Genomic DNA, 15,550 nt, shown 5'->3' with positions numbered 1-15,550 from the left:
TGTTGGCTCCCGACCTGGTCGTCGTTGAATACCGCCAGGAGTCGTTTGAAACCGAGAATGTGTTTGCGGCGGTGGAAATCAAGTTTCCGGGGGATTGGGCGAATGATAAACAAATGTCGGCTTACGTGAAGCTCATGACACCGCAAACGGGCATCAATCCAAACAAAATCGGCAAGGAGAAAGTGGCGCTGTTAAGGGTGCCGGAGGATTGCGTTGGTATTGAAACGGATGAAAAAAGATCCACACCAAACGAACAGGCAAGGAAGAAGAAATAATTATGAGCACGACTCACCCGATGTTTACCTCTAAAGAACGGGACCTATTTGTTGAGCTACTGAAGGAGTGGCCAAACTCCGAATCGGGCACGGAAGAAGCTTCACACAGCGTCAGCCCCTTCATCAGCTTCTACTTCCCCCCCGAATCGGATAACTATCTCGATGTCGCCCTGCTGATGGTGGACATCCACGAAGCCTTCGAGCAAATGCTTGGCCACCCTTACACCATGACCATGCACGAAGACACGGATCGCCCTCATCCTTACCCCGAGGAGGAGCCTGATCTTCGCGCACAGGCCATGGATGCCCACCCATACGAGTACTTCGTGTTCTGGTTCACCGATGAAACAAACCATGCCAGCTCGCCTACGACCGCAGGTCATTTCTGGCGCAGTTGGCTCGAGATGGATGGGACCATAACCGATTATTCCTCGATCTCATTCTATTTCCGCTGGCAATGGTGGCTGGATAACCGCGACGCGTGGCGCCAGTTTGTCCTCAAGACCATTGACCTGCTCAAGGCGCATCAGGTCTACAGCGGTTTCGCCATGGCCAACCCAATGGAGTTTGGCACACGGGCGGAAGTCACCACCTGGGAAAGAGCGCTTGCTCCAGCTTTCTATGGGCTGGACATCGAATATCCGTTTGGCATGCGAGACGAACTCCTCAACGGCATCCGCCCCCCCACCTGGGCCTTCCTGCTCGCCGACCACTGGCGGGAAAAACTCGACCTGAGCCGCGAACAGGTCCGCACTGCACTCGCTCACCCACGCATCAGCATCACCGAACTGCACAGTGGCCAGTGGATCGAACTGGGGGAGCAACCCGAGCTGTACCCCGTGGAATACGGCGTGCCCGAACTGCCCATGCTGCTGAACAAACTGCTCAAGCCGATCCGCTACGACAACTTGGGACTGCTGGGCTTCGGCCAATGGGACGGCGACCCCAATGAGCGTTTTACCGATGCTGACAGCCGCCGCTGGATGGCCCGTTTTGACGCTGACAGCGATTGGCCTACGCCAGCAACGCGCTTCATCGCTCCATTACCCATGCCTTCTGCCCAAGTCTCTGCACCGATGCCTTTACGCATGGTGCCGGGAACAGCTTGCATTCAAGCCGGATGGTGGCTGGTTCCAGGGCAAGCGCAAACCCGTCGAGCCTTCAAACAGGGCGAGATCATGCCAGACCTCGATGCGGCGTCCGCAGACGATCTGGTGACATGGCAGCGTGATCTTGATCAAGCAGCACCAGCGCCTGCGCGCTATGCCAATACCCATGAACCGGCGCCTCGCGCAGGCCGCTGGGAAGTTGAAAGCGACCGCTTCATCGCATGCAATGTTCAGTTGAACGAACCGCTACCCGCCCACGAAGGCCGGGTCGTGCGCTGGCACTGGACGGTCAGCGGTATGCGCGCGAACAGCGGTCAACCCTGTCCGTATCCGGGCACCTGGGTATGTGAATATAAGCCGGGGAGTAAACAAGTCATTGAGCACGGCGTTTTGATGCCGACTGTGGATGGTGAGAGAGTCGTCTGGCTTTGGATGGGACTGCAGCCATCGTGATAGCGACGGATAGGCATCGATTTACGCGCACAAACAAAAACGCCGATCATCACTGATCGGCGTTTTCATTGAATATGGAGCGGGAAACGAGACTCGAACTCGCGACCCCGACCTTGGCAAGGTCGTGCTCTACCAACTGAGCTATTCCCGCAAATGGCGTCCCCTAGGGGACTCGAACCCCTGTTACCGCCGTGAAAGGGCGGTGTCCTAGGCCACTAGACGAAGGGGACACGCTACTGAAACACAGGCTGTGTATTTCAGTGCCCAGAGATTAAATCCGAAGATTACGCCCTGGTTTCACTCAGTGCAGCCCGAGGGCAACACTGCTTAAATTTGGAGCGGGAAACGAGACTCGAACTCGCGACCCCGACCTTGGCAAGGTCGTGCTCTACCAACTGAGCTATTCCCGCAATGTGGCGTCCCCTAGGGGACTCGAACCCCTGTTACCGCCGTGAAAGGGCGGTGTCCTAGGCCACTAGACGAAGGGGACACACGTACAACATTCACTCCCTACCGCGTTTCGCTGTGCGCTTTACGCTGTAAGTGGCGCGCATTCTATGGATGGATTGAAAGGTCGTCAACCCCCAAGGATAAATTTATTTAAATCAATGACTTCGACCTGGTTTACAGGCCTTGGCGGGTATTCTGCCTGTCTGGGCATTGGCGCCTATATTCTGGCGCCCGACAAGACGCTATAGTTCGCCTCGGCAAATGATGGCAATGTGCATCTACGCAGCGATCGCCTTATCTATATAGAAGAAACTACCTGGGCAACTGGTCGATCAACCCTATCCGCCGGATGGCCCAGTCACTACACTCCACTGCAAACCCTATAAAGAGGTCACACCGGTGACACCACTCATGATCACCCTGCTGGTAATAGCCGGGATCGTAATACTGATCGCCATTGGCTACATGAACCACGTGGTGGAAAACAACAAGCTGGAAAAGAAGCGTACCGAGATCGAGCTCAATGACCGCCTGCGTCGTTGCGGTGAAATCACCGAGACCTTCCCCGGCCAGTTGATGACCCCGGCGCTCAAACTGTTGCTGACCCGCCTGGAGCTCAACGTCAACCAGCGCTTGTTGAATCTCAACAAGAACAGCGCCCCGATCAAGGCGCGAATCACCGAGCTGAATGCGCTGGTGGCACAGGGCGAATCCATCCCGGTGAGCAACCCACCCGCCCCGATCCAGACCGAAGCCAAGGCCAAGGATGTACGCTTCCTGCTCGAAGCATTGCATGGCCAGGTCACCCGTGCCGCCCAGGATGGTTTCCTGCCGGCCAACGAGGCCAAGCACTGGATCAAGGAAATTCGCCATATCCTGGTGCTGCTGCATATCGAGTTCTTCAACAACCTCGGCCAGCACGCCCTGCAACAAGGCCAGCCGGGCCAGGCGCGCCTGGCATTCGAGCGTGGCGTGCAGTACTTGCGCAAGCAGCCGGAGCCGGTGATCTACAGCGCGCAGCTGCAACAGCTGGAAGCGCAACTGGCACGCGCCAACTCCACGGTGCTGACCAACAGCAAACCGGCCGCCGACGAGGTCAACGAGTTGACCGAAGGCCTGAAAGTGGTGGACGCCGACGCCGAGTGGAAAAAGAAAGTCATCTACGACTGATCAGCCCCCTCCCCCCTATGGCGAATCCTGTTCGCCATAGGCCATCACTTTGCACCTATCCCCGCCCCCACGACTAGCGTAAAAAAGTGCCCCTAACTCCGTGAAGTCAGAGGCCTGCTATGCCTATCGCCATCATTGATGGACAACCGCTGAACTACGTCGACCTGGGCACCGGCCCTGTCGTCGTGCTGGGCTCCAGTTACCTGTGGGACCGCGACATGTGGGCACCCCAGATCGAAGCCCTGACCCAGCAATACCGCGTGATCGTGCCCGAGTTGTGGGGCCATGGCGAATCAGGCCCCCTGCCCGCCAATACCCGGACGCTGGACGACCTCGCACGCCAGGCCCTGGCCCTGCTGGACCACCTCGACATCGCGCAGATCAATCTGGTGGGCCTCTCGGTAGGCGGCATGTGGGGCGCGCGCCTGGCATTGCGGGCGCCCGAGCGGATCAACAGCCTGGTGCTGATGGACACCTACCTGGGCAGCGAGCCCGAAGCGACCCGCCAATATTACTTCTCACTATTCAAGATGATCGAAGACGCCGGTGCCATCCCTGAGCCGTTGCTGGATGTGGTCGCGCCGATCTTCTTTCGCCCGGACATCGACCGCGAGTCCGCGCTGTATCAGGACTTCCGCAAGGCCTTGCAGGAATTTTCCAGGGAGCGCCTGCTGAGCAGCATCGTGCCTCTGGGCCGGTTGATCTTCAGTCGAGAAGATGTGCGGGCGCAGTTGCCGCGCCTGGACGCCGACACCACCCTGGTGATGTGCGGCGAGCAAGACAAGCCTCGCCCGCCGGCCGAGTCCCGGGAAATGGCCGAGCTGATCGGTTGCAGCCTGATCCTGATCCCGGACGCCGGGCATATCTCGGCCCGCGAGAACCCCGACTTCGTCAACGAAGCGCTGCTGACCTTCCTCGCCAATAATGCCTGACCGCCACCGCTGATCGCTGCCTGCGCGCGGCGCTCAGAGGCGGAAGTGCCCAACCATGCCTTTAAGCTCCGCGCCCAACTGCGCCAGCTGGATACTCGACGCCGCATTGCCCTGCATGCTCAAGGCGGATTGGTCCGCGCTGGCACGAATGCTGGTGACGCTGCGGTTGATCTCCTCGGCCACCGAGCTTTGCTCCTCGGCGGCGGCGGCGATCTGTTGGTTCATCTGCTGGATCAACGACACCGCCGCCGCAATGCTGCCCAGCGCGCTCTCGGTTTCCAGCGCATCGCTGACCGCCAGTTTCACCAGTTCGCCGCTTTGCTGAATTTGCTGCACCGAAGACTGCGCGGCGTTGCGCAGGGTGCTGACCAACCGCTCGATTTCTTCAGTGGATTGCTGGGTGCGCTTGGCCAGGGCCCGTACTTCATCGGCCACCACGGCAAAACCACGGCCCTGCTCGCCGGCGCGGGCGGCTTCGATGGCTGCGTTGAGGGCCAGCAGGTTGGTCTGCTCGGCCACGCTTTTGATCACACCCAACACCGTGCCGATAGTCTGGATCTCGGCACTCAGGCTTTCGATACTGCTGCTGGCGTTGGCACTGGAGGTGGCGAGCAACTCGATACGCTGCAAACTCTGGCGCACCACCTGCTGGCCGCTGTCGACCTTGGCATCCGCCGTCTGCGCGGCTTGCGCAGCCTCTTCGGCGTTGCGCGCCACATCATGCACGGTGGCGGTCATCTGATTCATGGCCGTGGCCACCTGCTCGGTTTCTTCCTTCTGGCTGCTGACCTCGACATTGGTCTGCTCGGTGACGCTGGACAACGACTGCGCCGAACTGGCCAATTGCTCGATACCCGCCTGCAGCGCGCTGACCATCTGGCTCAGGCCATTGCCCATCTGCTGCATCGCCTGCATCAATTGGCCGATTTCATCACGTCGGGTAACCTCCATGCGCCCACTCAAATCGCCGGCGGCAATCTGCTGCGCCACGGCGATCACGCTGCGCAGCGGTGCAACAATCAAGCGGGTAATCACCCACGCCGCAATCAGCCCCATCAACAGGGCCAGGGCCGACGAGCCGATGATCAACAGCGCGCTTTTCTTCAGTTGTGCCTGCATCGACTGGTCTTCGGCGTCATACGCCTGGTTGACCCGGCTGACCACCTCGCCCGCCCGGTCATGCAGCTGTTTGTAGACGACTTTTTCCTGGGCCAACAGGTCGGTGTATTCGCCGAGCTTTTCGCTGAAGGCGGCGATATGCCCGGAGACTTCATTGAGCACGGTCTGGTAGCCGGCGTCCTTGACCGAGGTTCTCAGTTGCTCGACCTGTGCCAGGGCCTGGTCAGCCTGCTCGATCTTGCCCTGCTCGGCGTTGTCCTCATCGACTTTACGGCTCTGGTCCATCCGCACGTGCGCCTCGTTCATGGCTTGCAGCATCAGCCGTGACACCTGGCTGACCTGCCCCGCTTGCTCGATGAACTCGGCGCCCTCCTTGCCCTGGCTTTCCTTGAGGCCATAAGCCCCATCGTCCGCCAGCCCGGCCTGCAACACATCGAGGTTGTTGGCCACGCTGGACACCGACCAACTGGCCATTTCCAGGGCCAGGTCCTTAGTCTGGGTCAGCTCGACAAATTCATCGAACGCCTTGCGATAGGCGGCCAGGGCTTGCTCCACATCGGTCATCACCGGCACATTGGCGGCCGACTGTGCCTTCAGCTTCGCCGCCAGGGCCGCCAGCGCATCGACGCTTTCATGCAGGGCGTCGACTGCCTTGGGGTCGGCGTGCAGCGCGTAGTCCTGTTCGATCAGGCGCACCTTGAGCAAGCCACTGTTGAGCGACGACATGGCCTTGAGGCCTTCGAAACGCTGACCAACGGTCTGCAGGGACCACACACCAATAGCCGCCACCAACGCTGTCAGCAGCAGTACCAGGGTGAAGCCCAAGCCCAGTTTTTTCGCCATACCGAGGTTGGCAAAACGTCGTTGCACGCCCGAAATCATTGCACTTGCACCCTCTCGCAATGGCAGCTGCCATGCAGCTCGGTTGACCAGAGCCGAGATTGGCAACCCGAAGGCACTGAACACAAGACGTTGGCGCCACAATAATGGCAAAAAGCTATTTGCTCGTCGTTTTCAGAATGGTCGAGGTCGATCTGGCGGGCCCCATGGCGCGGAACAGCGCCAACGCCCGTTGGTCAGCCGCGTAGGCCACGTTGATGCGCAGCCACTCACTGTGTTCGCCGCTCGGGTTGAACAATGCGCCGGGCGATAACAAAACCCCAAGTTGCCGGGCGCAGGCCTGCAAGCGCGAGCGATCCCCCACCCCCGGCCGCGCCCACAGGAACATGCCGCCAGCCGGCACGGCGAACACTTCCCACTCTTCGTCCTCCAACACTTGCAGGGTGGCGGCCATTTGCGTGCTCAGGCGCTTGCGCAGGCGCTGCACCCACTTGCGATAAGTGCCATTGGCCAGCAGCGTAGCGACCACCGCTTCGGCAAAACGCGAGGTCCCAAAACCGGTCAGGGTTTTCAGGCTGGCCAACTGCTCGATGATCGCCGCGCTGGCGCTGAGATAGCCTACCCTTAGGGCGCAGCTCAAAGTCTTGGAAAAGCTCGCGACATAGATCACCCGGTGAGCATGAGGCAACGCCGCGAGCCGCGTGCAACTGGCGTGCTGCAAGTCGCCGTAGACATCTTCTTCGACGATCAGGAAGTCCTTGCTGCCCGCCAATTCCAGCAAACGCTCGGCCACACTTCGGTTCAGGCTGCTACCGGTGGGGTTGTGATACAGGCTGTGGATGAACAAGCACTTGGGCCGGTGGCGCTGCAGCAAGGCTTCCAGCGCCGGGATGTCCGGGCCGCCGCGGGTACGCGGCACTTCCAGCAACTGCACGCCGTGGAAGGCCAATTGCCGATAGAGGTTGCCGTACCCAGGTGTTTCGACCACCACGCTGTCACCGGCCCTGAGCAAGGTGCGTATGAGCAGGTCCTGGGCATGGCTGGCACCGGCGGTCGTGAGGATACGGTCCAGGCTGCTGGCGATCTGCACCTGGGCCAGGCGCTTGAGCACTTGCTCGCGCAACGCCAGCAACCCCAATGGTGTGCTGTAGTTGAACAGGGCGGCGGTGTCGGTACGCGCGACTTCGCGGATCGCGTAACTGATGTCATCGCTTTCGCGCCAGGCGTCCGGCAACCAACCGCACCCCAGCTTCAGCTCCCCCAGCGGGCTATCGGCAAAGGCGCCCCATCCAAGCTCCGCTCCTTCGTACCAGTGGCCTTCTTGCAACACCGGCGGTTGGGCCACTACAAAACCAGCACCCGGCCTGGAAGCCAGCAAGCCCTGCGCGACCATCCGCTCGAACGCTTCGATCACGCTGTTCTGGCTGAGCAGGTTATCGAGGGCAAACTGGCGGATGGACGGCAGGCGCGTGCCGGGGCTGATTCGATTGGTGCGAATCCATTCGGCCACTGCGCTGACGATTTGCTGCACCACCGGTACAAGGGCTTGTCGATCGATCCCTAAATCCATGAGCCACTCACTTCAACTGTCTGTTATTCAACCCAATGAGTTAAGCACAGAAGCCTGCTGTGACCGGCCGCGAAAATTTATTAAAGTATTGATTTTATTGAGTTATTTACCTCGTGATACACATTCAGGCAAGGCACTTCGCCAGCTGGGGAAATGCCCCACGCCGGCCAACCCGTTTTCGAATCGAGCGCAGCGCAGCGTCCTAGATCGCCGTGGCCCCGCCATCCACTGCCAGCGCGTGACCGGTAGTAAACGCCGCGCCATCGCTGCACAGGTACAGCACTGCGCTGGCGATCTCCTCGACCTTTCCAATCCGCCCGACCGGGTGCATGGCGGCGGCGAACTCGGCCTTACGCGGGTCGGCCTCATAGGCACGGCGGAACATATCGGTATCGATCACCGCTGGGCAGACGGCGTTGACGCGAATGTGCTTCTTCGCATACTCGATGGCCGCGGATTTGGTCAGGCCGATCACCGCATGCTTGGACGCCGCGTAAATGCTCATTTTCGGCGCCGCGCCCAAGCCCGCAACGGACGCCGTGTTGACGATAGCGCCGCCGCCCTGGGCCAGCAGCAGCGGCAACTGGTGCTTCATGCACAGCCACACACCTTTGACGTTAACGCCCATGATGGCGTCGAACTCATCCAGGCTGCCGTCCGCCAGCTTGCCCTTCTCGATCTCGATCCCGGCGTTGTTGAAGGCATAGTCCAGGCGGCCATAGGCAGCAATGGTCTGCGCCATCAGTTGCTGCACCTCAGTTTCGAGGGTGACGTTGCAGCGCACAAACAGCGCTTCGCCACCGGCCTGCTCGATCAGCGCGACGGTGCCCTCGCCGCCCGCCACATCAAGGTCGGCAACCACTACCTTCAAGCCTTCAGCGGCAAACGCCAGCGCGGTGGCGCGGCCAATTCCGTTAGCGGCGCCGGTCACCAGGGCGACCTGGCCGGAAAACGTCATGCTCATGGGGGATATCCTGTAGGGGAAAAAGCCGTGGCCTGGAGTCTAGCCAACGCGGCGATGGGCGCGTCAGCACTATCAGAAGGCCGGTTAGGGCTGCATGCGTTGCAGTGATAACAGCCACGGGACGACTATCAGCAACGCCTATCGAGGAGCATTCGCACCTTCGGTGAACCTTGCCCCCAGGGCATTCAAGGTCTATCACTTCAGGTTCATTTCTATCAGAGGCCCTGCCATGACCGCCCAGACCAACCGCCAATTTCTGCTCGCCAAGCGCCCGGTCGGCGCGGCCACCCGCGACACTTTCACCTACCAGGAAGTGCCGGTCGGCACGCCCCAGGACGGGCAAGTGCTGGTGCGCAACGAATACCTGTCCCTCGACCCGGCCATGCGCGGCTGGATGAATGAGGGCAAATCCTACATTCCACCGGTCGGCATCGGCGAAGTGATGCGCGCGCTGGGGGTGGGCAAAGTGATTGCCTCGAACACGCCGAAATTCGCAGTCGGCGACTACGTGAACGGCGCGCTGGGCGTGCAGGATTATTTCCTCGGTGAGCCGCGCGGCTTCTATAAAGTCGACCCGACACTCGCGCCGCTGCCGCGCTACCTGTCTGCGCTGGGCATGACCGGCATGACCGCCTACTTCGCGTTGCTCGACACCGGCGCGCCCAAGGCCGGCGAGACCGTGGTGATCTCCGGTGCAGCCGGCGCGGTGGGCAGCATTGCCGGGCAAATCGCCAAGCTCAAGGGCTGCCGCGTGGTCGGCATTGCCGGTGGCGCCGACAAGTGCAGGTTCCTGGTGGATGAGCTGGGCTTTGACGCGGCCATCGACTACAAAAACGAAGACGTGCCCGCCGCCCTCAAGCGCGAGTGCCCAAAAGGTGTGGATGTGTATTTCGATAACGTCGGCGGCGACATTCTTGACGCCGTGCTCAGCCGCCTGGCGCTGAAAGCCCGCGTGGTGATTTGCGGCGCCATCAGCCAGTACAACAACAAGGAAGCCGTGAAAGGCCCGGCCAACTACTTGTCACTGCTGGTCAATCGCGCGCGCATGGAAGGTTTTGTGGTGATGGACCACGCCGCCCACTTCGCCGCTGCCGGGCAGGAAATGGCCGGCTGGATGGCCCAGGGCAAGCTCAAGAGCAAGGAGGATATCGTCGAGGGGCTGGAGACGTTCCCGGAAACGCTGATGAAGCTGTTCAACGGCGAGAACTTTGGGAAGCTGGTGCTCAAGGTCAGCTGATACAACCCGGATCTATGCATGAGTGATCTAAATGTGGGAGGGGGCTCGCCCCCGATGGCGGTGAGACAGTGATGGATTTATCAACTGACCTCCCTCATCGGGGGCAAGCCCCCTCCCACATTTTTTACTGCATTCGACTCAGGGATCAGGCGATTTCGGCCACGACTGCCGCCAACGCTTTCGCCGGATCGGCCGCCTGGCTGATCGGGCGACCAATCACCAGGTAATCGGAGCCGGCGTCGAGCGCCTGGCGCGGGGTGAGGATACGGCGCTGGTCATCCTGGGCACTGCCCGCCGGACGAATCCCCGGGGTCACCAATTGCAGCGACGGGTGCGCGGCCTTCAGGGCCTGGGCTTCCAGTGCCGAGCACACCAGGCCATCGAGGCCGGCTTTCTGCGCCAGGGCTGCCAGGCGCAAGACCTGCTCCTGGGGCTCGATATCCAGGCCGATGCCGGCCAGGTCTTCGCGCTCCATGCTGGTCAGCACGGTCACACCGATCAGCAACGGTTTAGGCCCGCTGCGCTGTTCCAGCACTTCGCGGCAGGCGGTCATCATGCGCAGGCCGCCGGAGCAGTGCACGTTGACCATCCACACGCCCATTTCGGCAGCCGCCTTGACCGCCATCGCGGTGGTGTTGGGGATGTCGTGGAATTTCAGGTCGAGGAACACCTCGAAGCCTTTGTCACGCAGGGTGCCGACGATTTCCGCGGCGCAGCTGGTGAACAGTTCCTTGCCGACCTTGACCCGGCAAAGCTTCGGGTCCAACTGGTCAGCCAGCTTCAGTGCGGCGTCACGAGTGGGGTAATCCAGGGCGACGATGATAGGAGTCTGGCAGACGGACATTGGAATGGGCTCTCAGGCAAGTCGAAATCGGCGCGGATTGTAGCGCAACAGGCGCCGTTGCGGGATCCGATGATCGGTAAATACTGATCAGCCGCCATCGGCCGGGCATTTCGGGCTATTGTTTCAAAGCCGATACATTCACGACATGCCCCCAACACGCCCCAGGGCTAGCCTCGCCCGCATGACCCACCGACCAGCACTTCCAGCCATGGGGCTGGGCGCCTATGCTGACCGCAACAACCAGGCAGATGATCGCACTATGCATACCCCTTCCGTCCCTGTAAATGACGAGCAAAAAGGCGCGGCGATCGCCGATGAGAAGCGCTGGAACACCCGCGCGCTGATCGTTGACGACGACGTACCGATCCGCGAACTGCTGATCGACTACCTGGCGCGCTTCAATATTCTCGCCACCGGCGTGACCGACGGCGCCGCGATGCGCCTGGCCATGCAGGCCGAAACCTTTGACGTGGTGGTGCTCGACCTGATGCTGCCGGGCGAGGACGGCCTGACGCTGTGCCGCTGGCTGCGCGCGGAATCGGACATCCCGATCCTGATGCTCACCGCCCGCTGCGAACCCACCGACCGCATCATCGGCCTGGAGCTGGGGGCCGACGACTATATGTCCAAGCCGTTCGAACCGCGCGAGCTGGTGGCGCGGATCCAGACCATCCTGCGCCGCGTGCGCGATGACCGCACCGAGCAGCGTGCGAATATCCGCTTCGACAACTGGCGCCTCAACAGCGTGTTGCGCCAACTGGTGGCCGACGATGGCCTGGTGGTGCCGCTGTCCAATGCCGAGTTTCGCCTGTTGTGGGTGTTTATCGAACGCCCGCGCCGGGTGTTGAGCCGCGAACAATTACTGGATGCCGCCCGTGGCCGCTCGATTGAAGCCTTTGACCGCAGCATCGACTTGCTGGTGTCGCGCCTGCGCCAGAAACTCGGGGATGACCCCAAGGCCCCGCAGTTGATCAAGACTGTGCGTGGCGAAGGCTACCTGTTCGACGCGCGGGATATTGGCTGATGCGTAACACCTTCAACACGCTGTTCGGTCGGCTGTTCGGCGTGTTGCTGGTGGCGATTGTGCTGGCCCACGTGCTGGCAATCTCGTGGTTCCGCTATTACGGCCCGCCCCCGCCGCCGCCAGAGCAAACCTTTGTCGAGCAGCCCGACGGCAGCATGAAACACCTGCCCCAGCACAAGCGCCCGTGGTTTGGCGGCCCGGTGGTGCCTCTGACGTTCCAGTTCATTTCGTTGATCATCGCCGCCTGGTATGGCGCCAAGCTGCTGAGCCGGCCGATCCAGCGCCTGAGTGAAGCCGCCGAGCGTTTGAGCCTCGACCTCGACAGCCCACCGCTGGATGAGTCCGGGCCGCGGGAAGCCAAACAGGCGGCGTTTACCTTCAACCTGATGCAGCGGCGCATCCGCGAGCAGGTCAGCCAGCGCGCACGCATGCTCGGTGCCGTTTCCCATGACCTGCGCACCCCGCTGTCACGTCTCAAGCTGCGCCTGGAACAGATCGAAGACACCAAACTGCAAGGCCAGATGCGCCAGGACCTGAACGACATGATCGGCATGCTCGACGCGACCCTGAGCTACCTGCACGAACAGCGCACCAGCGAAACCCGGCATTGGCTGGACGTGCAGGCGCTGGTCGAATCCATGAGTGAAAACGCCCAGGACCAGGGTTCCGATGTGCAATTCGCCGGCACCTGCGCACCCTTGCAGGTACAGCCGATGGCCTTGCGCTCGTGCCTCAACAACCTGATCGACAACGCCTTGCGCTATGCCGGCACGGCGCGTATCGAGCTGACCGACAGCCGTGAGGCCTTGGTCATCCGCGTGATCGACCATGGCCCCGGGATTGCCGCCGACCAGCGCGAGGCGGTGTTCGAGCCGTTCTTTCGGCTCGAAGGCTCACGCAACCGCAACTCCGGGGGCGTCGGCCTGGGCATGACGATTTCCAAGGAAGCGGCCGAACGTCTCGGCGGCCGCCTGAGCCTGGAAGAAACCCCAGGCGGCGGCTTGACCGCCGTGATGTGGTTACCCCGCACTTAGCGCTTACAGGGGTTTGTCGTCGCGACGCCCCTGCGCCTGGGTCGCGCTCCAGTCCATCAGCAGGCTGTAGGCCACGGCCAGCAAGGTTGGGCCGATAAACAGGCCGATAAACCCAAACGCAATCAACCCGCCAAACACCCCGAGCAGCACGATCACCAGCGGCAGGTTGCCGCCACGGCTGATCAGGTAGGGCTTGAGCACGTTGTCGACGCCGCTGATGATGAACGTGCCCCACACCCCGAGAAAGACCGCATAGGTGTAATCCCCCTTCCACGCCAGCCAGGCCGTGGCCGGGATCCACACCAGCGGCGGGCCCATGGGGATCAGGCTGAGCAGGAAAGTGACGATCCCCAGCACCAGCGCGCCCGGCACGCCGGCGATCCAGAAGCCGATCAACGCCAGCAAGGCCTGGGCGGCGGCCGTGCCGATCACCCCGTTGACCACGCGCTGCACGGTACCGGCAACCAATTCGATGTAGTAACCGGCGCGATCGCCGATCAAACGCTCCAGCAAACGATGCACGAACATCGCCAGTCGCGGGCCGTCGCGGTAGAAAAAGAACACAAAGACCAGGCTCAGGGTCAGTTCGAGGATGCCGCCGCCGATCTGCGCGCTGCGCGCCAGCAACCAGTTGCCGACCTGCCCCAGGTACGGCTTGATGCTGACCATCAGCGCCGCGCCCTGTTGGTCGATGCTGTCCCACGTCGCTACCAGCCGCTCGCCGACAAACGGGATCGAACCCAGCCAGGTCGGCGCCTCGGGCAGGCCATCGACCTGGATATCCTTGATCAGCGCCACGGCATCGCGCACATGGTCGGCCAGATTGAACCCCAGCCACACCAGCGGCAGCGCCACCAGCAACATCCAACCCAGGGTCAGGATGCCGGCCGCCAGGGATTCACGGCCGCCGAGCGCGCGGGTGAGCAGGCGCATCAACGGCCAACTGGCAAAGGCCAGCACGGCGCCCCAGAACAGCGCCGACCAGAACGGCGCCATCACCCAGAAGCTGGCACCAAACAGCACCAGCAGCAGGATTTGCACCAGTAGGCGATCGTTATTGAGCATCGGGTATCTCGAGAAGAAGGCTGTAGGAAGAGAGCTTAGGCGAACGGCGCGGGTCCGTTCGCCTGGTGACGGTCAGCGTATCAGATGCAGGTGCAAACCCTTAGCGTCACCGGCACCGGTTTCCAGGCGGGCGGCACGCACACCTTTGTCGATCAGGGCCAGGCGCCAGGCTTCGGCATTCGCGCCGGTCAGGCTGACGCGCAACGTGGCGTCCAGGTTCAAGCCGCGGGAAATCAGGGTCAGCCAGGTGTCGTCAGGGTCGGCGCCCAGCGCCGGGAAATCCAGCTCGCCAGTGCTTTTCAACTCGCGCAACAGGGTGGCCGACGTCGGCAGCAAATCGCCCAGGGGCGCGCCGGCGTCCAGCTGTTCCACGTGCAGATACGCGCGCCGGTTGCCACGGGTGATGCCGTACAGCGCCACCAGCGAATTGTCCTGCGGGGCGGCCAGGCGCAGCAGCAGGTATTCCTGCTGGCCATCGGCGCCGACCAGCTTGGCATTGCCGAACACTTCATTGGCCCACAGGCTGCTTTCGCCGCAATCGCGGGCCTGGCACCAGAACAACAACTGCGCGCCCTTGGCCTGCAAGGCTTCGCGCGTGGCGGTGAACGCAGCGCTGGAGGTATGTTCGGCAGGCAGTTCGTAGGTAATCGCCGTGGTTTGCCCACGGGCGGTGGCCTGGCCTTCATAACGCAGCTGGCCGCTGATCTTGCGGATCGCGCCCATGGGGTAGATGCGCTCCTTTTCTTCGGCCGGGCGGTAATCGACGATCTGTGAGTCGGCCTGGCGCGCCACGCTGGGCAGGTCCTGGCTACCCGGCAGATCGGCGGCGAACACCAGCGGGCTGAAACAGCAGAGCCCGAGGGCACGGATAAATCCTTTACGCAGGCTCATCGGATCGGTGAGCCCTGGCCATCGGAGTGCGCAGCAGTGTTGAGATCGTACATGGTTGACTCCCTATCAATCCGCCCAGCCTCGGCAGTTGACCGCGCCAAGTCAAGGCGCGGAGAAGAACCGATTGAAACAGTCTGCAACAAGAGTCGCGCCGGACTCGTCATTCAGGTGTAAATGATGGCCGCCGGGCAGCGTGCTCACCGTGAACGGTAGCTGAGAAAGCAATTCGGAATGTTTCGCCAGCATGCCGTCCGCCGCCACCACCAACTGCGTAGGGCAACCGACGCGCCGCACGAACGCCATCGCCTGCTCATCGGTCAGACGCATCGGCGACGCCAGCGTCAGGCGACTGTCGGTGCGCCAGGTATAACCCCCCGGCACCGGCATCAAACCGCGCTGGGCCAGCAGTTCGGCGGCTTCGCGGCTGACGGCCACCAGGCCTTTCATGCGTGCTTCCACCGCGCGGACAAGCGTGGCGTAGACCGGTTTGCGCTTGTCTTGCAGGTTCAATTGCGCCTGCAGCGCCATGCCCAGCCGCTCGGCCGCGTGCTCGCCGCTGGCCGTGGGCGGGAC

12 protein-coding genes, 4 tRNA genes and 3 pseudogenes are annotated in these 15,550 nt (G+C 61.9%); 7 read left to right on the top strand and 12 right to left on the bottom strand.

The window, feature by feature from the left end; all coding sequences use genetic code 11:
- Both WBR57_RS03270 and WBR57_RS03265 read left to right on the top strand, forming a co-directional pair.
- A pseudogene (locus WBR57_RS03270) lies at positions 1 to 275 on the top strand (VRR-NUC domain-containing protein); the annotation flags it as partial.
- Between the two features lie 2 nt (positions 276 to 277).
- Positions 278 to 1,837, top strand: a complete 1,560-nt coding sequence (locus WBR57_RS03265; protein WP_424082067.1) for a type VI immunity family protein — start codon at positions 278 to 280, stop codon at positions 1,835 to 1,837.
- 75 nt (positions 1,838 to 1,912) lie between these two features.
- On the opposite strand, the gene WBR57_RS03260 is transcribed toward WBR57_RS03265, so the two are convergent.
- From WBR57_RS03260 to WBR57_RS03245, 4 genes are all read right to left on the bottom strand, one after another.
- A tRNA-Gly gene (locus tag WBR57_RS03260) sits at positions 1,913 to 1,988 on the bottom strand.
- Positions 1,989 to 1,991: 3 nt separating this feature from the next.
- A tRNA-Glu gene (locus WBR57_RS03255) sits at positions 1,992 to 2,067 on the bottom strand.
- 104 nt (positions 2,068 to 2,171) lie between these two features.
- Positions 2,172 to 2,247 (bottom strand) — tRNA-Gly (locus tag WBR57_RS03250).
- A gap of 4 nt (positions 2,248 to 2,251) precedes the next feature.
- Positions 2,252 to 2,327, bottom strand: a tRNA-Glu gene (locus tag WBR57_RS03245).
- A 359-nt stretch (positions 2,328 to 2,686) separates the two neighbouring features.
- On the opposite strand from WBR57_RS03245, the gene WBR57_RS03240 reads away from it, so the two are divergent.
- Together WBR57_RS03240 and WBR57_RS03235 are read left to right on the top strand one after the other, a co-directional pair.
- On the top strand, positions 2,687 to 3,457 hold the full coding sequence (locus tag WBR57_RS03240) for a hypothetical protein (RefSeq protein WP_424082065.1): 771 nt from the start codon (positions 2,687 to 2,689) through the stop codon (positions 3,455 to 3,457).
- Between the two features lie 119 nt (positions 3,458 to 3,576).
- Positions 3,577 to 4,389: an alpha/beta fold hydrolase gene (locus WBR57_RS03235; RefSeq protein ID WP_424082063.1), complete on the top strand. Its 813-nt coding sequence runs from the start codon at positions 3,577 to 3,579 to the stop codon at positions 4,387 to 4,389.
- Positions 4,390 to 4,422: 33 nt separating this feature from the next.
- Here WBR57_RS03235 and WBR57_RS03230 read toward each other — a convergent pair whose 3' ends face one another.
- The 4 genes and pseudogenes from WBR57_RS03230 to WBR57_RS03215 all read right to left on the bottom strand — a co-directional run bounded on the left by WBR57_RS03230 (position 4,423) and on the right by WBR57_RS03215 (position 8,882).
- Entirely contained in the window at positions 4,423 to 5,127 is a 705-nt protein-coding gene (locus tag WBR57_RS03230; protein WP_424082069.1) for a methyl-accepting chemotaxis protein, read from the bottom strand.
- 201 nt (positions 5,128 to 5,328) lie between these two features.
- Positions 5,329 to 5,445, bottom strand: a pseudogene (locus WBR57_RS03225) (HAMP domain-containing protein); the annotation flags it as partial.
- 1,060 nt (positions 5,446 to 6,505) lie between these two features.
- Positions 6,506 to 7,918, bottom strand: a complete 1,413-nt coding sequence (locus WBR57_RS03220; protein ID WP_424082061.1) for a PLP-dependent aminotransferase family protein — start codon at positions 7,916 to 7,918, stop codon at positions 6,506 to 6,508.
- Positions 7,919 to 8,120: 202 nt separating this feature from the next.
- Complete coding sequence (locus WBR57_RS03215) at positions 8,121 to 8,882, bottom strand: SDR family oxidoreductase (RefSeq protein ID WP_424082059.1); 762 nt, start codon at positions 8,880 to 8,882, stop codon at positions 8,121 to 8,123.
- 229 nt (positions 8,883 to 9,111) lie between these two features.
- Between WBR57_RS03215 and WBR57_RS03210 the strand changes: the two genes are divergently transcribed.
- Complete coding sequence (locus tag WBR57_RS03210; protein ID WP_424082057.1) at positions 9,112 to 10,119, top strand: NADP-dependent oxidoreductase; 1,008 nt, start codon at positions 9,112 to 9,114, stop codon at positions 10,117 to 10,119.
- Positions 10,120 to 10,264: 145 nt separating this feature from the next.
- Here WBR57_RS03210 and pyrF read toward each other — a convergent pair whose 3' ends face one another.
- Positions 10,265 to 10,963 carry an orotidine-5'-phosphate decarboxylase gene (pyrF, locus tag WBR57_RS03205; RefSeq protein ID WP_424082055.1) on the bottom strand — a complete coding sequence of 233 codons (699 nt, stop codon included), beginning with the start codon at positions 10,961 to 10,963 and terminating at the stop codon, positions 10,265 to 10,267.
- A gap of 259 nt (positions 10,964 to 11,222) precedes the next feature.
- On the opposite strand from pyrF, the gene WBR57_RS03200 reads away from it, so the two are divergent.
- Entirely contained in the window at positions 11,223 to 11,987 is a 765-nt protein-coding gene (locus WBR57_RS03200) for a response regulator transcription factor (RefSeq protein WP_122539157.1), read from the top strand.
- On the top strand, positions 11,987 to 13,021 hold the full coding sequence (locus WBR57_RS03195) for a sensor histidine kinase (RefSeq protein WP_424082052.1): 1,035 nt from the start codon (positions 11,987 to 11,989) through the stop codon (positions 13,019 to 13,021). The genes WBR57_RS03200 and WBR57_RS03195 overlap by 1 nt, the downstream gene beginning before the upstream one ends.
- A gap of 3 nt (positions 13,022 to 13,024) precedes the next feature.
- Here the strand turns inward: WBR57_RS03195 and WBR57_RS03190 are convergent, their stop codons facing one another.
- From WBR57_RS03190 to WBR57_RS03180, 3 genes and pseudogenes are all read right to left on the bottom strand, one after another.
- Entirely contained in the window at positions 13,025 to 14,086 is a 1,062-nt protein-coding gene (locus WBR57_RS03190) for an AI-2E family transporter (RefSeq protein ID WP_424082051.1), read from the bottom strand.
- Positions 14,087 to 14,158: 72 nt separating this feature from the next.
- A complete protein-coding gene (locus WBR57_RS03185; RefSeq protein ID WP_424082049.1) occupies positions 14,159 to 14,977 on the bottom strand; it encodes a DUF4892 domain-containing protein in 819 nt (272 codons plus the stop codon).
- Positions 14,978 to 15,079: 102 nt separating this feature from the next.
- Positions 15,080 to 15,550 (bottom strand): annotated as a pseudogene (locus WBR57_RS03180) (alpha/beta hydrolase); the annotation flags it as partial.

Origin of the sequence: Pseudomonas sp. (assembly GCF_049590575.1) — a bacterium.
GTDB lineage: Bacteria > Pseudomonadota > Gammaproteobacteria > Pseudomonadales > Pseudomonadaceae > Aquipseudomonas.
The sequence above is the reverse complement of the archived record's forward strand: the minus strand, read 5'-3'. Positions and strand labels throughout refer to the sequence as shown.